Consider the following 17,292-nt stretch of genomic DNA (forward strand, 5'->3'; position numbering starts at 1 on the left):
CCATGCCCGCACCCACCGCCATCGTGATCGAGGACGAGCCGCAGATCCGCCGCTTTGTGCGCGCAGCGCTGGAGGCCGAAGGCTGGCAGGTGTTCGAGGCCGGCACCGCGCGCCAGGGCCTGGCCGACGCCGGCACGCGCAAGCCCGATCTGCTGGTGCTGGACCTGGGCCTGCCCGACGGCGACGGCCTGGACCTGATCCGCGACGTGCGCGGCTGGTCGGTGGTGCCCATCATCGTGCTGTCGGCCCGCATCGACGAGGCCGACAAGATCGCCGCGCTGGACGCCGGCGCCGACGACTACCTGACCAAGCCCTTCGGCACCGGCGAGCTGCTGGCCCGCGTGCGCGCCAACCTGCGCCGCCCGCGCGCCGCTGGCAGCACGGCAGAAGACGCCGGCCTGTTCCGCTTCGGCGAGGTCGAGGTCGACGCCCAGGCCCGCATCGTGCGCCGCGCCGGCAGCGAGGTGCACCTCACGCCCATCGAATACCGCCTGCTCGCCCAACTGGTGGCCCAGCCCGGCCGCGTGCTGACGCACCGCCAACTGCTGCGCGAGGTCTGGGGCCCATCGCATGCCGAGCAAAGCCACTACCTGCGCATCTACATGGGCCACCTGCGGCAGAAGCTGGAGGCCGACCCGGCGCAGCCGCGGCACCTGCTGACGGAGACCGGCGTGGGCTACCGGCTGGTGGTTTAAGGTTTTTGCTAAAAAGTGCCTCTAGCCCAGGTGCGGCCTGGGCTTATAGCTATCTATTTGATAGTTTTAGCAGGGCGAAGGCGCCTGCAGATCGCGTGCCCCACGATGGCCAGCCCCACCAGAAGCACAGGCAACTCACCAGCCCAGGACGCATGCGAGGCCGGCAGCAGCAGCTCGACAAGCCGATCGACCCAGCAACTGGTGCGGCACATGCGCTGGCCCGTCACCATCAGGGCCAGGCCTATGAGGCTGCATGTGATGCCGATGCCAAGTTCCACCTTCACTGACCCACTCCTTGCCCTTGCTGTTTTCCTACGGGCCGGTCATCGCAAACACGTTCTCAGTCCGGCGTCTTGATTGCGGACAGCATTGCGAAGACGTCGCCATAGCTGCCATTCGCCTCGGCGAAGCGCAAGAATTTGGCCCGTTCCACGATGACTTCCTTGGGCGTTTGCTCGCCATGCAAAAGCGCAAGTGCTTCGTCAAGGAAATCGTTCAAAGGCATGGCGTGTTCGGCATGTTCTTGGCCGAACAATGTCGTGCGCACGCCCGGGGGGGCAATCTCAATCACGCGCACAGAAGTGTCGGCGAGCTGAAAGCGCAGGCTTTCGGTAAACGAATGGACGGCTGCCTTTGTGGCGCCATAGGTCAGGGCTGAAGGGAACGGGACAAATGCCAAGGCCGAGCTGACATTGATGATGAAACTATTGTCCTTCGCCGCAAGCTGGGGCAAGAACGCGTACGTCATACGGATAGTGCCAAGAAGGTTGACTGCGACGGACTCCTCTGCCACCTTGAGTGAACCAGCGTCCAGGATGCTTTCGGGCAGCATGATTCCCGCGTTGTTGATGACAACATTCAAGTCCGGGTAGCGGGCGGCAACCAGCTCGCTCGCCGCGACGATGGACTGGGCGTCTGCAACGTCGAGTTCGAGGGCTTCAATACCTGGATGATCATTCGTGATCTGTTGAAGCAAGGCCTTGCGCCGGCCGGCGACGATCACCTTGTTGCCAGCTTTATGAAAACGCAGCGCAAGGCCGAGTCCTATGCCTGAGGTGGAGCCAGTGATGAGAATGGTGTTGCCAGAGGGCTTCATGTGCTTTGCGCGATTCGCGTCCGGTTAAAATTGATAAATGGACGGTTGTCCACTTAACTCAAGTCTATCGGACAATTGTCCGTTTTTTAAAAAATGACCGTATTGGGGGGAGGGCTAGTGGCGCAGGAAAAGAAAACAGATCGGCCAGCACGTTCTGATGCGCTCCAAAACCGGGAGCGCATCCTGACGGTTGCACTTGTTGAACTGGCACGATCTGCAGACGTGCCACTGAGTGCGATTGCGCAGAAGGCTGGCGTGGGGCAAGGCACCCTGTATCGTCACTTTCCAACACGGGAAGCGTTGGTGATGGAGGTCTATCGCTATGAGATGGGGCAGGTCGTGAACTTTGCCAAGCAACTGCTTGAGAAGTACCCGCCAGACCAGGCCTTGGAGCGATGGATGCATCGCCTGGCCGAATACTCGATGACCAAAGCCGGCTTGGCGGACGCGATCCGCGAGGTCTCGAGCGCCAGGGACTGCTCGGTGAACGCCGGCTACGCCCCGATGATCGCTGCTGCCCAACTGCTGCTCGATGCAAATGAGCAAGCAGGGACGATCAGGGCGGGCGTTACTACCGACGACTTTTTCCTTGCGACTGCGGGCATCTGGCGGATCGATTTCAGCAGCGACTGGCAACCGCGACTTGCTTGGCTTATAAATTTCGTCATGCAAGGACTGCGCGCTGGTTCGCCCGCAAGCTCAATTTCGGCGTGAACTGCAGGGGGCTTCACTGCGCAGCGGGATGGGCACGGCGCTCTCGAAACTGACAACCTGAAGCTCCTTGTCTTGCCGAACGCACGCAGTATTTCGGTCGCCGGACCATGGCTTTGACCATGAACTGGGGTGCCCCTGACGCAGCATTTCCATGACTGAGCCTATAGGCGCTCAGTCACCAATGGAGTTCAGCTTGCGATTCATGGCAACGACGTCGTGGTGACTTGGGTTGGGCCCGAGCTTGCCGAAATGCTCGGGCATCTGATCACGCTTTCTGGGGGCATCGCCCTGGACGGCCTCAGCCAGCGCCTTGCGCATGGTGTCCGCATCGTAGTCACAGCAATACGCTGGCGTTGATGGCTGCTGCCTCCATGACGCTTCCAAGGAGCCCGCATCGACGGGATCAAAGCCAGCCTGGTTGACCAGCGTCATTGCGGTCTGCTTGGACTGCACATCGTCCCCGGCCACGGCGATGGCCAGACGGCCAGGCGTTCCTTCTGGTTGCCCAAGCTTGGCAAGCGTATAGGCCAGCGCGTTGTTGAACGCCTTGATGACAGGGCGACCAATCCGCTTGGACACCCATACGCTTTCTGCCATTCCCTCCTCGATCTCCGCAATGCGGGCATCGCGCATGCCGGGGTAGTAGTTGCTGGTGTCGATGACCGTCACATCTGTCGGTACGGCGGCGAACAAGCCTTCGGGGAGTTCCTGCATGGCTGGCAACGGGATGGACAGAATGATGACGTCCACGCCATCAACGGCTCCGCGCACATCCACCGCTTGCGCGCCAATTTCGTCCGCAAACGAGCGAATGCCTTCTGGCCCCTTGGCGCTGGCGACGCGCACCTCGTGTCCTGCGGCACTCAGTTTGCGGGCGATGGTTCCACCAATGTTGCCAGTTCCGATGATTCCAATTTTCATGCGCTTGATCCTCGCTGCTCGATTACAAAGAATCAATCTTAGGGAGTTCATGCCAAAATGGTAAGTACACACTAAAAAGTAAGTAATGCGAGGATGCCATGCCTAGAGAACGGAAGTGGAACTGCGACGACCCTCAGATGAGGAAGCAGTGGGCGGCCGCCACAACGGAGACGCTGCGGATTCTGGAGGGCAAGTGGAAGATCATCATTCTTTGCCAGCTCTTTGCCGCGAAAGGGCCGCTGCGATTTTCCGATCTGGAGCGGCTGATCGAAGGCGTCACCCAGAAGATGCTCATCCAGCAACTCAAGCAGTTGGAAGCGGACGGCATCGTGCGAAGGACGGTGTACCCGCAGGTGCCGCCGAAGGTCGAGTACGAACTGAGCGAGATGGGGCATGCACTGGGGCCGTCAATGCAGGCGCTGATCGAGTGGGCCGAAAAGAGGCGCGAACTTCTGGCCCCAACATTGGCAAGCGGTGAACGCCTAGTGTCGCGTCAAGCGTGAGGTGAAGGATGGGTGCGAAGGCATCGGCGTGCAGCGCAAGGCGCAGGCCGCCGCCCAGGCTTTAGGCCTGGGCAAGGGCTGCAACGCGGCGATGCGCGGCGAGGGCAAGCGCACACCGGCAGATCATGCTTGACGCGACACTAGAGGCCAAGCTACGTGCAGGGGGCCTTTGCGCATACCGCTGGTGCGTTGAGGGCGTGTTTGCGATCCCTGCGCTGCTCGGCTCCATCCACGGCGTGGGACAGCCGCAGACCAACAGCCAAACACCCAATACCGGGCCGAGCGCAGCGATGGCCCGTGTGGCTGTCCCGGGTCCCCTCTGTGGCGTTGAGGAGCGCAGGAATCGGCAGGTTGCCCGCAGCGCAGCGAAGGGACGGCGAGGACTGTTTGAGCGCAGCGAGTTCCGCAGCCGCCTGCCGATTCCGAGCACCGCAAAGCAGTCTGCGCAGCAGACCGCCACAGTGGGGTCGCCTTCTCTTTGGTGACTTTCTCTTGGCGACGCAAGAGAAAGTTACTCGCCCGCCGGGGCGAACTCCCGGCACCCGCCGCCTGCAAGGCACGCAAGCCCGGATATCTCAAAGACCTTGAAAGGGATGCCACCGAGCAGGCGCCTGAACCTCTATGCGGTGTTGACGCCAGACCAGCGGCGCACGGCAGACCAGGAGCTGCCCGGCGTGCTGCCCGCCGAGCGCGCCGCTACGTCGCCAGGTGCAGGTACACCCTGAAGCGCGCGCCGCCCTCGGGCCCATTGGCGGCCTCCAGCCGGCCGCCGTGCGCCTGCACGATGGCCTGTGACAGCGCCAGGCCCAGGCCGACGCCGGGCTTGGCCTCTACCCGCGCCACCGAGCCGCGGTAGAAGCGCTCGAAGATGTGCGGCAGCTCGTCCACGCGGATGCCCGGGCCGTGGTCTTCCACCGTGATGACGGCTTCGGTCCCGCTGCTGTCCAAGTGCACTTGCACGGCGCTGCCGGGCGGGGAAAACTTCAGCGCGTTGTCCAGCAGGTTGGCCAGCACCAGGCTGGCGGCGCCGCGCGCCACGCTGGCGGTGACGGGCGGCGAGGCCTCCAGCAGCAGCCGCACCTGGCGCTCGCGCGCGATCGGTTCCAGCCGCCGTATCGCTTCCTCGACCACGTCGTTGAGCAGCACCGGCTCGGTCGCGCCGCGCTCCTGGCCGGCGTCGATGCGGGCCAGCACCAGCAGCTCTTCCACCAGCAGCGTGAGGTGCTCGACCTCTTCCAGCGCGGAGTGCAGCGTGCCCACATAGGCGGCCGCATCGCGCGGCCGGCGCAGCGCCAGCTCCAGCTCGGTGCGCAGCCGCGACAAGGGCGAGCGCAGCTCGTGCGAGGCGTCGGCGGTGAAGCGGCGCTGCGCCTCCATGCTGTTACCCAGCCGGCCCAGCATGTCGTTGAGGGTGTCGACCAGGCGCCCGATCTCGTCGCGCGTGCCGGGGTGCGGCAAGCGCTCGCCCAGCTTGGCGTCGTCGATCTGGTGCGCCTGCTGCACCACGTCGTCGATGGAGCGAAAGGCGCGCCGCGTGAGCAGCGCGCCGGCCGTGCCCACCGCCAGCAGCAGGGCACAGCCCAATGCAATAAACAGCAGGCCGGCCTCGCGCACCACCTGGTTCACGTCGTCCAGCGAGCCGGCCACCTGCACCGCCAGCAGGCCGGGCCGGCCTTGTATCGGCACCGACACCATGCGTGTGGGCTCTTCGCCAAAGCCGTTGAGGGTTTCGAACACGGTGTCGCCGGCCTTCAATTGGTCGCGCAGCAGCTCGGGGATGGGCAACTGCGCCTCGCCCAGGTTGCTGCTGCGCGCCACCACGTCGCCACTGGCATCGACGATCTGCACCAGGCGGTCCAGCCGCACGAAGGAGGGCGCGGCCGGGCTAGGCGGGGCCTCGTGCACGATGACCTTGCCGTCCGGGTTGGCGGCCAGCATGCCCAACTCGGTCTCGGCCAGCGCCAGCAGCGTGGCGTCCAGCTCGCGGTGCACGATGCGCGAAAAGGCCCAGTCGGCCACCAACGCGCCGGCCGCCAGCACCACCACGGTCGTGCCCAGGTGCACCAGCGCCAGGCGCGCGCGCAGGCTAAGCATGCTCGCCCCGCTGCGCGCTCAGGCGAAAGCCGCGCCCGCGCACGGTCTGTATCAGCGGCGGCAGCCCCGGCGCGTCCACCTTGCGGCGCAGGTTGCTGATGTGCACGTCGATCAGGTTGTCGATGGCGATCAGGTCGTCCTTCCAGACCTGCTCGGCCAGGCGCGAGCGGCTCACCACCTCGTCGATGTGGCGCATCAGCACCTCCAGGATGGCGAACTCCTTGTGCGTCAGCTCCAGCACGTTGCCGGCGCGCTGGGCGCGCTGGCCGTGCGGGTCCAGGCTCAGGTCGCCCAGCGTGAGCAGCACCGGCCGCGTGATTTCTGAGCGGCGCAGCAGCGCGCGCACGCGGGCCAGCAGTTCATCAAAGGCAAAGGGCTTGGTCAGGTAGTCGTCGGCGCCGGTATTGAGGCCGGCCACGCGGTCGCTGAGCGCATCGCGCGCGGTGAGCATCAGCACCGGCGTCTTGCAGCCGCGCTGGCGCAGGTCGCGGCACAGCGTCAGGCCGTCCTTGCCCGGCAGCATCCAGTCGAGCACGATCAGGTCGTAGTCCAGCACAAAGGCCTGCTCGTCGCCTTCCTCGGCCGAATGCACGACGTCGACGATAAAGCCTTCCTCCTGCAGCCCGCCCGACAGCAGGCGCGCGGCCTTGCGGTCGTCTTCGATCAGCAGAATTCTCATGGGTAGTTCCTTGTGGGATCAGACCGCGAAGACGGAGCCCATCATCTTGACTTCAACACGGGAGAGGTCAAGCTTTGCTGCCCGGTCTTTCCATGTGGCCACGACCTGGGTGACTTCATCAACGATGGCCTGTGCGGCCGCCGCGCTGAGGCGGTAGTACCCCGCCGTGGCCAGCAAGGTCTGCAGGGAGGGCGCTGCGGATTTTCCGTCCCACGTCAGCGCGTGCTCGCTCTTGGCGGGGTTGGGATTGATGTCGAAAGCCGGGGAGAGCCGCCAGCCCGTGGGCGTCAGCAGGAAACCATGATTGCGCAGATGGTCGTCCCGATTCCCCACCAACAGGTTGAAGACGGCGCGCCTGAACAGCTGGTGCATGTCCTCGGTCAGACCGGCGCCTCCGTAAGTCTCAATGGCTTCGAGAACGTGAAGGTAGCTTGCCCCCTCCTGGCCATCGCGGCGTTCGAGCAAGGTCATGGCTGATGCGTACATCCGGCGGCGTCCGTGGTCACCGTGGCGGTCGAATCGGCTGACGCAGTAGGTGTAGTAGCGGTCGCTCAAGAGCACCCGATCCGCCTTGGGCATCACGATGCCGGCCTCCTGCGCCAGGAGGTAGGCCAGGTATTCCCAGCTTCCCCAGTCGTATTGGTCACTGTGCCCCGGGAACTTGGCCAGCCAGAGCGTGCCGTCCTGCATGGTGAAGCTGGCCTTGGGTCGTGCGCCTCCCAGCGACGAGCCGGGCGAGATGAGCTGGGCCAGCCACTTCTCGTACTCGGGCATGGCTTCGGGGCGGGGGCCATCGAGCCTCCTGGCGACCTCGGCCAGCTCACGCAGGTCGGTTGCGGGGGGCGCGGGCATTTGGCTGTTGTCGAGGAAGGGTTCTTCAGGGCCACGCCGGAACCGAAGGGCGCCGGCCCGGGTGAGGTCATTCACGCCGAGCATGTAGAACAGCTCGTTTGTTTTCACCATGGGCCGCTGTTCCTTGGCGGCCGCATTGGCCTCGCGTCGCTCCATCAGCACCCGGCCCCAGCGGTCTGGCGCGCAGTCGGAAAAGACGCCAAACCCCTTGCCGTCGGCAGAGTGCTGCTCGCCTGCGTACAGCGGCAACTGTGGGTCTATCGGCACGGCCGCAGGGGCGTCAAGCCAGGCCTGCGTGTACTCAAAGGCGGGCGCCAGGTCGAATCGTTCGGCAGCGGGGAACAGGTTGCCGATGTGCATGGCCGGGCTGAGCTCCGGGGCGTCGAGGTGAACCTCCAGCACGGGGCGGTTCGCGCGTGCGCTTTTCGTGGCCATTGGGGTCCTTCAGGCGCTGGGGCCGTTCACGCGTCCGCGGGCGCGTAGCGAGGCGGAATCCTGCAACTTCCGGCCAAGGATGTCATCGCTCGCCACCTTGTCGATATCACCCTCGAGGCCCAGCACGCGCAGCGCCTTTAGATACGTTCCGAGCGCGACCGCAGGGTCGCCGGCCTCCAGCCGCGCCAAGGTGTTGCGAGAGATGCCCACGCGTTCGGCGAAGAGCGTTGCCGGGAGGTCGCGCCGGCAGCGGGCCAGCTCGATACGTTGGCCAAGGCCCGTGGCGAGCTTGGTCAAGGACAGCGATAGGGGGTGTTGAGTACGTGGCATGGGTGCTCCATATCTGCAACAAAAATGGGGCCTACTGCTCACTATATAGAAAGCCGCGTTTTCCATTCGAGCTAAAACGTTCATATCTTGAGCAATTATTGGATTTTTGCTCAAGATATGGGGCGTTTCTGCGTGGAGGCGACTGCGGCTGGGAGCGCTCCCAGTCAAAATAGATAGCTAATAGCCCAGGTGGGTACTGGGCAAATGGCACTTTTCATCAAAAAAAACCCCGTGGGCCGGACGCCCCTGACAAGGCTGCCGCCAAACCTGCCAGCCCATTCTGAAGACGTCTTCAGACTTTCTTGGGGCTTTCTTCAGCCACGTTTTCCTATTCTTGCGCACCGCCGCGGCACGGGTTCGTCCTGCCGCCCTTGACTCCGCCACCGCGAGGCGTTGCGCACCGTGAAAAACCTCTCTCTCAAAAACCTTTTCGTCTGGCTCGCGCTGCTTGTGTTGGCCTGTGTGGCCGCCGGCCTGACGCTGGCCACGCGCGTTTCTGCCAAGCCCGCCACCACGCCGGCCGGCCCGATGCTGGTGCGCCAGGGCGCGCGCCTGTTCGTGCCCGAGGACTCGCCCCTGCGGGCGCGGCTGGCGGTGGCTGCGGCGGGGGAGCAGGCCTCGGCGCATGCGGTGGACCTGCCGGCCGTGGTCGAGGCCAATCCGGCCAATACCGTCAACATCCTGCCGCCGCTGACCGGGCGCCTGTTGGCGCTGAAGGTGCGCCTGGGCGATACGGTGCGGCGCGGGCAGTTGCTGGCGACCGTCAGCTCGCCCGACTTTGCCCAGGCCGTGGCCGACGCGCAGAAGGCCACTGATGCGCTGGACCTGGCGCAGCGCGCCCTGGAGCGCGCCCGTGGCGTGAACCTGGCCGGCTCCAATGCCGCCAAGGATGTAGAGGCGGCCGAGAGCAATGTCACCCAGCAGACGGCTGAGCTGCGCCGCAGCGAGGCGCGCCTGCGCAGCCTGGGCACCAAGGCCAACGCCGCCGGCGCGCTGGACGTGACGGCGCCCATGGCCGGTACCGTCACGGCCCTGAACGTGGCGGCGGGCACGGTGTTGAACGACGCCACTGCGCCGCTCATGACCGTGAGCAACCTGGACCAGGTCTGGGTCACCGTCAACGTGCCGGAGAACCTCTCTGGCGCGGTGCGCGCCGGGCAGGATGCAAGCGTGACGCTGGCCGCCTACCCGGGCAAGACCTTCACTGGCAAGGTGGCCTTTGTTGGCGCGCTGCTGGACGCCGACACGCGCCGTGCCAAGGCACGCATCGCCTTCGCCAATGCCGACGGCCTGCTCAAGCCCAATATGTACGCCACGGCGCGCATCGCGCTGCCGCAGTCGGCCGAGCCGCAGTTGCCCAGCTCGGCGCTGTTGATGAACAACGACGCGGTCAGCGTCTTCGTCGAGGTCGCGCCCTGGACCTTCGAGCGGCGCGCGGTGGAACTGGGCCGCGAGGACGGCGAGCAGGTGCGCGTGCGCAGTGGTGTGACGGCTGGTGAGCGCGTGGTCGTACGCGGGGGCGTGCTGCTCAATGATTAACCTCCTCATCACGCAGTTCTTCCGCCGCCGGCATCTGGTGTGGGCGCTGTCCGTGGCACTGGTGCTGTTTGGCGCCTGGTGCTGGACGCAGATGACGGTCGAGGCCTACCCCGACCTGGGCGATGTCACCGTGCAGGTCACCACCCAGGTCAATGGCCTGGCCGCCGAAGAGATCGAGCAGCAGATCACCACGCCGCTGGAGCGCGCGCTGGGCAATACGCCGGGGCTGGTGTCGAGCCGCTCCAGCAGCACCTTCGGGCTGTCGCTGATCACGCTGACCTTCAAGGACGGCACCGAAGACTACTTCGCACGCCAGCGCGTGAGCGAGCGCATAGCAGCGGTCAGCCTGCCTTCGGGCGCCCAGCCCGGCCTGGGCCCGGTGGCGGGCCCGGCCGGCGAGATCTACCGCTACACGCTGGAATCCGACAGCAAGAACCTGATGGAGCTGTCAGAGATACAGCGCTGGACGGTAATCCCCGCGCTGCGCCAGGTGGCGGGCGTGGTGGATGTGAACAACTTCGGCGGCTTCACCAAGGAGTTCCAGCTGGAGCTGGACCCGGCCAAGCTGCAGCGCTACGGCCTGGTGCTGAACGACGTGGTCACGGCCATCAACAACAGCAGCGCCAACGCCGGCGGTGGCCGCATCGCGCGTGGCGAGCAGAGCTATGTGGTGCGCGGCATCGGGCTGGTGCATTCGCTGGACGACCTGGGCGCGGTGGTGGTGTCGCAAAGCGGCGGCTCGCCAGTGCTGGTGCGTGACCTGGGGCAACTGCAGTTTGGCCACCAGGAGCGCGGCGGCATCCTGGGCAAGGACACCAACCCCGACACCATCGAAGGCATCGTGCTGATGCTGAAGTACGAGAACCCTTCGCGCGTGCTCGAAGGCGTGCACAAGAAGGTGGACGAGCTGCAGGCGCAACTGGCGCCCATGGGCGTGAAGATCGTGCCCTACATAGACCGCGACGACCTGGTCAAGCTCACGGTGGAGAAGGTCACGCACACGGTGCTGGAGGGCATGGCCCTGGTCAGCATCGTGCTGATCCTGTTCCTGGGCAGCCCGCGCAGCGCCATCGTGGCGGCGGTGGCGATACCGATGTCGCTGATGACGGTGTTCATCATCATGCACTTCACGCGCATGCCGGCCAACCTGTTCTCGCTGGGCGCGATCGACTTCGGCATCATCGTGGACGGCGCCATCGTGGTGATGGAGGCGATCCTGCGGCGCCGCGAAGAGCACCCCCATGCCACGCTGACCGAAGCCAACATCCTGGAGACGGTCGGCCAGGTGTCGCGCCCGATCTTCTTCGCCACGCTGATCATCATCACCGCCTACTTCCCGCTGTTTGCCTTCGAGCGGGCCGAGGGCAAGCTGTTCAAGCCCATGGCCTTTACCGTGGGCTATGCGCTGGTGGGCGCGCTGCTGTGCGCGCTGACGCTGATCCCCAGCCTGGCCTATATCGCGCTGCGCAAGCCGGGCAAGCCTTTTGTGAACCGGCCGCTGGTCTGGCTCACTGCTGCTTACCGCCGCCTGCTGGGGCGCCTGCTCAACTTCCCCGCCATTGCCTATGGCCTGAGCGCGCTGGCGCTGGCCGGCGTGCTGGTGCTGGGCGCCACGGCCGGGCGCGAATTTTTGCCAGACATCGATGAAGGCGCGCTGTGGCTGCAGGTGCAGCTGCCCTCGGGCATGTCGCTGGACAAATCCAGTGAGATGGCCAGCGAGCTGCGCCGCGTGCTGCTGACCTACCCCGAGGTCTCCTACGTGGTGACCCAGCTCGGCCGCAATGACGACGGCACCGACCCGTGGACGCCCTCGCACATAGAGGTGCCGGTGGGCCTGAAGCCCTACAGCCAGTGGCCCGAGGGCGTGAACAAGGCGGCGTTTGTGCGCACCCTCAATGAGCGTTTCGCGAAGATGCCGGGCTTCAGCGTGGGCATCAGCCAGCCCATCATCGATGGCGTGAACGACGCCGTGGGCGGCGCGCACAGCCCGCTGGTGCTGCGCATCTACGGCGAAGACCTGAAGGAGAGCCGGCGCATCGGCAACGAGATCGTGGCGCTGCTGGGCAGGGTGCGCGGCACGGCGTCGGCATCGTTGTTCCAGGAGCCGCCGATCCCGCAGATGGTGATCACCCTCGACCGCGAGGCCGCCGCGCGCTTTGGCGTCAACGCCAATGACGTCGCCAACCTGATCCAGACCGGCATCGGCGGCGCGCCCGTGATCACCGTCTATGTGGGCGACCGCACCTACAACGTGAGCGTGAAGTTTCCCAAGTCGGCCAAGGGCAACACCGAGGCCATTGGCAGCCTGCTGCTCAACAGCTCCAGCGGCGCCAAGATCCCGCTGTCGCAGGTGGCGAGCGTGAAGATGCAAACGGGGGAGAGCACCATCTCGCATGAGCGCGGCGAGCGCCAGATCACCGTGCGCATCGACAACCGCGACCGCGACCTGGCCTCTTACCTGGTGGAGGCGCGCGAACGCATCGCCAAAGAGGTGCAGTTCGACGCGACCAAGTACCGCCTGCAGTGGGCCGGCCAGTTCGAGAACCAGCAACGCGCCCAGGCGCGGCTGGAGGTGTCGCTGGCCATCGTCGTGGCGATCATGGCGGTGCTGCTGTTCTTCCAGTTTGGCAAGGTGCGGCAGGTGCTGCTGATTTTGGGCGTGGTGCCCATGGCCATGCTGGGCGGCTTGATAACGGTGCACCTGGCGGGTGAGACGCTGAACGTGGCGACGGCGGTGGGCTTCATCGCGCTGTTTGGCGTGTCGATCCAGAACGGCATCATCATGGTGGCCAACTTCCGCCGCGTGCGCGGCGAGGGGCTGGAGCTGCAGGACTCGGTGCTGGAGGGCGCCACCGAGCGCCTGCGCCCGGTGCTGATGACGGCCACCGTGGCGTCGATCGGCATGCTGCCGGCGGCGCTGGCCACGGGTGTTGGCACCGACGTGCAGCGCGGCCTGGCCACCGTCGTGGTGGGCGGCCTGGTGGTGTCCACGCTGCTGACCTTGTTCATCCTGCCCACGCTGTACTTTGCGCTGGAACGCAGCTTTGAGCGCCGCGGCTGGGGCCTGGGCGCGCACCTGCGCAGCGACCGCTAGGAATGATGATGCGCTTCTGCCTTACCCCCATCGCCCGCCTGGCGCACGCGCTGCCGCTGCTGGGCTTGGCCCTGCTGGCCGGCTGCGCCGCCGGCCCTGACTACGTGCGCCCGGACCTGTCGCTGCCGCAGCGCTACACCGCCCAGCCGCTGGCCGGCGAGACCGCCCCTGCGACAGGCGCGGTGCCCGCGCAGCAGCTGTCGCCCACGCTGGATATCCCGGCGCAGTGGTGGCAGGCCTTCCGCTCTGATTCTTTAAACACCTGGGTGCAGGCCAGCCTGGCGCACAACCCCAATGTCGATGCGGCGCAGGCGGCGCTGCGTGCCGCGCACGAGAACGCCGAGGCCGAGCGCGCCGCCTTCTGGCCCAGCGCCACGCTGAACTATTCGCCCATGCGCCAGCGCGTGGCTGGCGTGCTGGCCAGCCCGCTGGCCTCCAACGCCACCACCTACAACCTGCACACGGCGCAGCTCAGCGTGTCTTACGCGCCGGATGTGTTTGGCGGCACGCGCCGTGCGGTGGAGGCGGCGCAGGCGCAGACCGAGCAGCAGCGCTTCCAGTTGGAGGCCACCTACCTCACGCTCAGCGCCAACGTGGTCACCGCCGCCATCAACGAGGCGGCGCTGCGCGCCCAGCGCCGGGCCACGCTGGCCATCATTGCCGAGCAGAAGGACGTGCTGCAGGGCTACCGCGCGCAGCAGGCGCTGGGCCAGATGGCACCCGCCGATGTCGATGCGCAGGCCGCCGCGTTGGCCACCACCGAGGCCACGCTGCCGCCGCTCGACAAGCAACTGGCGCAGCAGCGCAACCAGCTCGCCACCCTGGCCGGGCGCTACCCGGCCGACGATGACGCGGGCGTGCAGTTCGACCTGGACGCCTTCGAGCTGCCGGCCGCGCTGCCGCTGTCCTTGCCATCGCATCTGGTCGAGCACCGCCCCGACGTGCGCGCGGCCGAGGCGCAACTGCAGGCCGCCAGCGCCGGCATTGGCGTGGCGGTGGCGGCGCGCCTGCCCAGCTTGCAACTGGGGGTGAACGCAGGCTCGTCAGCGGCGGTGCTGTCGCAGTTGTTCACGTCATCCACCGCGTTCTGGACGCTGGCCGCAGGCGTGACCCAGCCGCTGTTCGATGGCGGCGCCTTGAAGCACCGCGAGGCCGCCGCACGCGCCAACTTCGACCAGGCCGCAGCCCAGTACCGCGCCACCGTGCTGGGCGCGTTCCAGGACGTGGCCAATGCGCTGGACGCCATCGACGCCGACACCCGCGCGCTGCGCACCGCCATCGATGCCGAGCGCGCCAACGCCCGAAGCCTGGCGCGTGCGCGCACGCAGCTGCAACTGGGCGACGCCAGCCCGCTGGCCGTGCGCGTGGCCGAGCAGGCCTGGCAGCAAAGCCTGCTCAGCCTGGCCCAGGCCCGCGCCGCGCGCTTGACCGATACCGCAGCGCTGTTCCAGGCCCTGGGCGGCGGCTGGTGGAACCGCCCGGACGCCGTGGCCCAGGCCACGGCAGCGCATTAATTCTCTTCACGCCTCGCCATGAAAATCATCCGACACGAAACCGGCCCACGCTTCAGCGAAATGGTCGCGGTGGACCTGGGCACCGCGCGCCTGCTCTACCTGTCAGGCCAGGTGGCGGAAGACGCCTCGCTCGACATCACCGGCCAGGTGCGCCAGGTGCTGCGCCGCATCGACGAGCTGCTGGCCACCGAGGGCGCCACCCGCAAGAACCTGGTGAGCGCCACCATCTACCTGCGCAGCGTGGGCGACTACGCGGCCCTGAACGCCGTGTGGGACGAGTGGGTGCCCGAAGGCCATGCGCCGGCCCGTGCCACGGTGGGCGCGCGGCTGATCGATTCGGAGTACCGGGTGGAGGTGCAGGCGGTGGCGGCGGTGGGGAAGGGTTGAAGGTTTTTTGATGAAAAGTGCCTTTTGCCCAGTATCTACCTGGACTATTTGCTATCTATTTGATAGTTTGTGTGTTTTGCTGAATTCCGGTGCCGGGACTCGCCCCGGCCGCCAGTCAAAGAGAAGGCGAGCCGGAGCTGGAGCCCGCTGCGCGGGTGCCCTGCGCTGCTCACGCCGGGCGGGGTCTCACCCAACTCGCCTGCGGCTCAAACACGGGTGAGTCCTGATCCGCCCGGCGCTCCGCTGCTCGGCTCCATCAACGGCGTGAGACAGCCGAACAGCCAAAAACCAAGCAGCCGAAAACCAATACTGGGCCGAGCGCAGCGATGGCTCGACTGGCTATCCGGGGTCCCCTCTGTGGCGTCGAGGAGCGGAGGAGTCGGCAGGTTGCCCGCAGCGAAGCGGAGGGACGGCGAGGACTGTTTGAGCCGCAGGCGAGTTCCGCAGCCGCCTGCCGATTCCGAGCACCACAGAGCAGTCCGCGTAGCGGACCGCCACAGTGGGGTCGCCCTTTCTTTGCCTACTTTCTTTCGGCGACGCGAAAGAACAGTAGGTCGCCCGCCGGGGCGAACTCCCGGCACCCGCCGCCTGCAAGGCTCACAGCGCAGAGATATCTCAAAGACCTTGAAAGGAGTGATCCCGAGACTGTCATCAAAGCTTCTCACAATCCCTGGCGACCGGCCGTATTCGCGGCCGATGGGACTGTATGAAACCACTTCTCGTCCTCAGTGTCAGCGCCGGCAACGGCCATGTGCGTGCTGCACAGGCGCTGTGCGCCGCCGCCGATGCCCGGCAGCCCGCCTGCAGCGCGGTGCACATCGACGCCATGGCGCACATGGCAGCGGGCTTTCGCAAGGTCTATACCGACTGGTATCTGCAGTTGGTAAACCGCGCGCCGGATCTATGGTCTTACCTGCACCAGAAGACCGACAGCACGCCGCACAGCGCCACCTCGCAGCGCCTGCGCCGCGGCATTGAGCGCGCCAGCGCCGGCGCGCTGCTGCGCGAGGTGCGGCGCGTCGGGCCGGCGGCCATCGTCTGCACCCACTTCTTGCCGGCCGAGCTGCTGATGCGCGAGCGCAACCGTGGCCGGCTGGATTGCCCGGTGTGGCTGCAGGTGACCGACTACGACCTGCACAACATGTGGATCGTGCCGGGCATGCAGGGCTACTTTGCCGCCACCGAAGAGGTGGCGTTTCGCATGCGCGCGCGCGGGCTGGCGCCGGGCCGCCTGCATGTCACCGGCATCCCGGTGATGCCGGCCTTCTCGCGCCCCGAAGCGCCCGCGCTGTGGCGCGACGCCAACGTGGCGCGCCTGGGGCTGGACCCGGCGCGCAAGGTGGTGCTGATGGCCTCGGGCGGCGCGGGCGTGGGCGATCTGCCGGCGATGGTGGCGCGCGCGCTGGCGCTGCAGGGGCCGGGCTGCGACTTCCAGGTGATTGCGGTGGCCGGGCGCAACGCAGCGGCGCTGGCGGCGCTGCAGGCGCTGGCCCTGCGCCATGCCGGGCGGCTGACGGCCATCGGCTTTACCAACGAGATGGACAAGCTCATGGTCGCCGCCGACCTGGTCGTGACCAAGCCGGGCGGCCTCACCATTTCCGAATGCCTGGCGCTGGGCAAGCCGATGCTGCTGGTGTCGCCCATCCCCGGCCAGGAAGAACACAACGCCGGCTTTCTGCTGGAAGAAGGAGCGGCCTGGCTGGCCTACGACATGATCGGACTCGAATACAAGCTCGCCGGCCTGATGGCCGCGCCCGACACCCTGGCCCGCATGGCGCAGAAGAGCCAAGCCCTGGGCAAACCTGATGCCGCACGGAAGGTGCTGGATTGCGTGCTGGCAGGAGCCAGCGCATGACGGCACCTGAACACAGCCTGCGGCGCACCTTTGGCTATCTGGCCTGGGTGCTGGTGATGGCCTTTTTCTTCGCCAATGCCGAGATCCAGATCGAAGGCGGCGCCGGCTGGGCCACCAGCCTGCCGACCTGGCGCATCGAGCACCACTGGCTGCTCGACATCTTCTGGGGCGGCCGCGCCATGACCGGCTACCACGCCTGGGTCTTCTCCTTCATGCTGCTGGTGTTCTTCGCGCCGCTGGCCTTCAACGGGCGCTGGAGCTGGCGCGACGTTGGCTTTGCGCTGACCGGGCTGGCGCTGTTCTGGATTGCAGAGGACTTCCTCTGGTTCATGCTCAACCCGGCCTGGGGCTGGAGCCGCTTCGATCCGGCGCTGGCCACCTGGCACAAGCACTGGCTGTTCGGCGCGCCCGTTGACTATTGGGTCGGGCTGGCGGGCGGTGCGCTCATCCTGTTCTTTCGGCATCGCAGGCCGCGCCGGTAGCGCGCCCGCGCAGATAGGCGAAAATCGGCCTCCACCCCATCTGCGCGTCGGCTACCTGCTATTGATGTAATAGCGCGTTGGCCGCCCGCAGTGCCCCGCCGC

The 17,292-nt window shown here is 66.4% G+C and carries 17 protein-coding genes; 10 read left to right on the forward strand and 7 right to left on the reverse strand.

Going from position 1 to position 17,292, the window contains the following annotated elements; translation table 11 throughout:
* The first annotated feature begins 2 nt into the window (after positions 1 to 2).
* Positions 3 to 695, forward strand: coding sequence for a two-component system response regulator KdpE (gene kdpE / locus AAFF27_04045; protein ID XAH24371.1), 693 nt, complete (start codon positions 3 to 5; stop codon positions 693 to 695).
* A 53-nt stretch (positions 696 to 748) separates the two neighbouring features.
* Here the strand turns inward: kdpE and AAFF27_04050 are convergent, their stop codons facing one another.
* Together AAFF27_04050 and AAFF27_04055 are read right to left on the reverse strand one after the other, a co-directional pair.
* Positions 749 to 979, reverse strand: a complete 231-nt coding sequence (locus AAFF27_04050) for a hypothetical protein (protein XAH24372.1) — start codon at positions 977 to 979, stop codon at positions 749 to 751.
* 56 nt (positions 980 to 1,035) lie between these two features.
* Positions 1,036 to 1,791, reverse strand: coding sequence for an SDR family oxidoreductase (locus AAFF27_04055; protein XAH24373.1), 756 nt, complete (start codon positions 1,789 to 1,791; stop codon positions 1,036 to 1,038).
* 117 nt (positions 1,792 to 1,908) lie between these two features.
* Between AAFF27_04055 and AAFF27_04060 the strand changes: the two genes are divergently transcribed.
* Complete coding sequence (locus AAFF27_04060; GenBank protein ID XAH24374.1) at positions 1,909 to 2,505, forward strand: TetR/AcrR family transcriptional regulator; 597 nt, start codon at positions 1,909 to 1,911, stop codon at positions 2,503 to 2,505.
* Between the two features lie 171 nt (positions 2,506 to 2,676).
* Here AAFF27_04060 and AAFF27_04065 read toward each other — a convergent pair whose 3' ends face one another.
* Complete coding sequence (locus tag AAFF27_04065) at positions 2,677 to 3,477, reverse strand: NAD(P)-binding domain-containing protein (protein XAH24375.1); 801 nt, start codon at positions 3,475 to 3,477, stop codon at positions 2,677 to 2,679.
* A gap of 86 nt (positions 3,478 to 3,563) precedes the next feature.
* Here AAFF27_04065 and AAFF27_04070 point away from each other — a divergent pair, with 86 nt between their 5' ends.
* Both AAFF27_04070 and AAFF27_04075 read left to right on the forward strand, forming a co-directional pair.
* Positions 3,564 to 3,929, forward strand: coding sequence for a helix-turn-helix domain-containing protein (locus AAFF27_04070; GenBank protein ID XAH24376.1), 366 nt, complete (start codon positions 3,564 to 3,566; stop codon positions 3,927 to 3,929).
* A 1-nt stretch (position 3,930) separates the two neighbouring features.
* The gene (locus AAFF27_04075) at positions 3,931 to 4,062 is read left to right on the forward strand and encodes a hypothetical protein (GenBank protein XAH24377.1); all 132 of its coding nucleotides are present in this window, start codon (positions 3,931 to 3,933) and stop codon (positions 4,060 to 4,062) included.
* A gap of 563 nt (positions 4,063 to 4,625) precedes the next feature.
* Here the strand turns inward: AAFF27_04075 and AAFF27_04080 are convergent.
* The 4 genes from AAFF27_04080 to AAFF27_04095 are packed head-to-tail and all read right to left on the reverse strand — an operon-like array spanning position 4,626 to position 8,286.
* On the reverse strand, positions 4,626 to 6,023 hold the full coding sequence (locus AAFF27_04080; protein XAH24378.1) for an ATP-binding protein: 1,398 nt from the start codon (positions 6,021 to 6,023) through the stop codon (positions 4,626 to 4,628).
* Positions 6,016 to 6,702, reverse strand: a complete 687-nt coding sequence (locus AAFF27_04085; protein ID XAH24379.1) for a response regulator transcription factor — start codon at positions 6,700 to 6,702, stop codon at positions 6,016 to 6,018. Before AAFF27_04085 ends, AAFF27_04080 begins: the two co-directional genes overlap by 8 nt.
* Positions 6,703 to 6,720: 18 nt before the next feature.
* Complete coding sequence (locus tag AAFF27_04090; GenBank protein XAH24380.1) at positions 6,721 to 7,989, reverse strand: HipA domain-containing protein; 1,269 nt, start codon at positions 7,987 to 7,989, stop codon at positions 6,721 to 6,723.
* A gap of 9 nt (positions 7,990 to 7,998) precedes the next feature.
* Positions 7,999 to 8,286 (reverse strand): helix-turn-helix transcriptional regulator, encoded by a 288-nt coding sequence (locus AAFF27_04095; GenBank protein XAH24381.1) that lies wholly within the window; start codon positions 8,284 to 8,286, stop codon positions 7,999 to 8,001.
* A 435-nt stretch (positions 8,287 to 8,721) separates the two neighbouring features.
* Between AAFF27_04095 and AAFF27_04100 the strand changes: the two genes are divergently transcribed.
* From AAFF27_04100 to AAFF27_04125, 6 genes are all read left to right on the forward strand, one after another.
* Positions 8,722 to 9,858, forward strand: coding sequence for an efflux RND transporter periplasmic adaptor subunit (locus tag AAFF27_04100; GenBank protein ID XAH24382.1), 1,137 nt, complete (start codon positions 8,722 to 8,724; stop codon positions 9,856 to 9,858).
* Positions 9,851 to 12,952 carry a CusA/CzcA family heavy metal efflux RND transporter gene (locus tag AAFF27_04105; GenBank protein XAH24383.1) on the forward strand — a complete coding sequence of 1,034 codons (3,102 nt, stop codon included), beginning with the start codon at positions 9,851 to 9,853 and terminating at the stop codon, positions 12,950 to 12,952. Before AAFF27_04100 ends, AAFF27_04105 begins: the two co-directional genes overlap by 8 nt.
* An 8-nt stretch (positions 12,953 to 12,960) precedes the next feature.
* Entirely contained in the window at positions 12,961 to 14,466 is a 1,506-nt protein-coding gene (locus AAFF27_04110) for an efflux transporter outer membrane subunit (GenBank protein XAH24384.1), read from the forward strand.
* 18 nt (positions 14,467 to 14,484) lie between these two features.
* Positions 14,485 to 14,853 carry a RidA family protein gene (locus AAFF27_04115; GenBank protein XAH24385.1) on the forward strand — a complete coding sequence of 123 codons (369 nt, stop codon included), beginning with the start codon at positions 14,485 to 14,487 and terminating at the stop codon, positions 14,851 to 14,853.
* Positions 14,854 to 15,559: 706 nt separating this feature from the next.
* Positions 15,560 to 16,708 carry a glycosyltransferase gene (locus AAFF27_04120; GenBank protein ID XAH24386.1) on the forward strand — a complete coding sequence of 383 codons (1,149 nt, stop codon included), beginning with the start codon at positions 15,560 to 15,562 and terminating at the stop codon, positions 16,706 to 16,708.
* Positions 16,705 to 17,190 carry a hypothetical protein gene (locus tag AAFF27_04125; protein XAH24387.1) on the forward strand — a complete coding sequence of 162 codons (486 nt, stop codon included), beginning with the start codon at positions 16,705 to 16,707 and terminating at the stop codon, positions 17,188 to 17,190. Before AAFF27_04120 ends, AAFF27_04125 begins: the two co-directional genes overlap by 4 nt.
* Positions 17,191 to 17,292 lie beyond the last annotated feature (102 nt).

Origin of the sequence: Xylophilus sp. GW821-FHT01B05 (genome assembly GCA_038961845.1) — a bacterium.
Classification (GTDB): Bacteria; Pseudomonadota; Gammaproteobacteria; order Burkholderiales; family Burkholderiaceae_C; genus Xylophilus.

Bases quoted from the DNA above. Each gene is read 5' to 3' on its own strand.
- kdpE (XAH24371.1), top strand. From the start codon at position 3: ATGCCCGCACCCACCGCCATCGTGATCGAGGACGAGCCGCAGATCCGC.
- AAFF27_04055 (XAH24373.1), bottom strand. From the start codon at position 1,791: ATGAAGCCCTCTGGCAACACCATTCTCATCACTGGCTCCACCTCAGGC.
- AAFF27_04065 (XAH24375.1), bottom strand. From the start codon at position 3,477: ATGAACTCCCTAAGATTGATTCTTTGTAATCGAGCAGCGAGGATCAAG.
- AAFF27_04070 (XAH24376.1), top strand. From the start codon at position 3,564: ATGAGGAAGCAGTGGGCGGCCGCCACAACGGAGACGCTGCGGATTCTG.
- AAFF27_04080 (XAH24378.1), bottom strand. From the start codon at position 6,023: ATGCTTAGCCTGCGCGCGCGCCTGGCGCTGGTGCACCTGGGCACGACC.
- AAFF27_04085 (XAH24379.1), bottom strand. From the start codon at position 6,702: ATGAGAATTCTGCTGATCGAAGACGACCGCAAGGCCGCGCGCCTGCTG.
- AAFF27_04090 (XAH24380.1), bottom strand. From the start codon at position 7,989: ATGGCCACGAAAAGCGCACGCGCGAACCGCCCCGTGCTGGAGGTTCAC.
- AAFF27_04105 (XAH24383.1), top strand. From the start codon at position 9,851: ATGATTAACCTCCTCATCACGCAGTTCTTCCGCCGCCGGCATCTGGTG.
- AAFF27_04110 (XAH24384.1), top strand. From the start codon at position 12,961: ATGCGCTTCTGCCTTACCCCCATCGCCCGCCTGGCGCACGCGCTGCCG.
- AAFF27_04115 (XAH24385.1), top strand. From the start codon at position 14,485: ATGAAAATCATCCGACACGAAACCGGCCCACGCTTCAGCGAAATGGTC.
- AAFF27_04120 (XAH24386.1), top strand. From the start codon at position 15,560: ATGAAACCACTTCTCGTCCTCAGTGTCAGCGCCGGCAACGGCCATGTG.
- AAFF27_04125 (XAH24387.1), top strand. From the start codon at position 16,705: ATGACGGCACCTGAACACAGCCTGCGGCGCACCTTTGGCTATCTGGCC.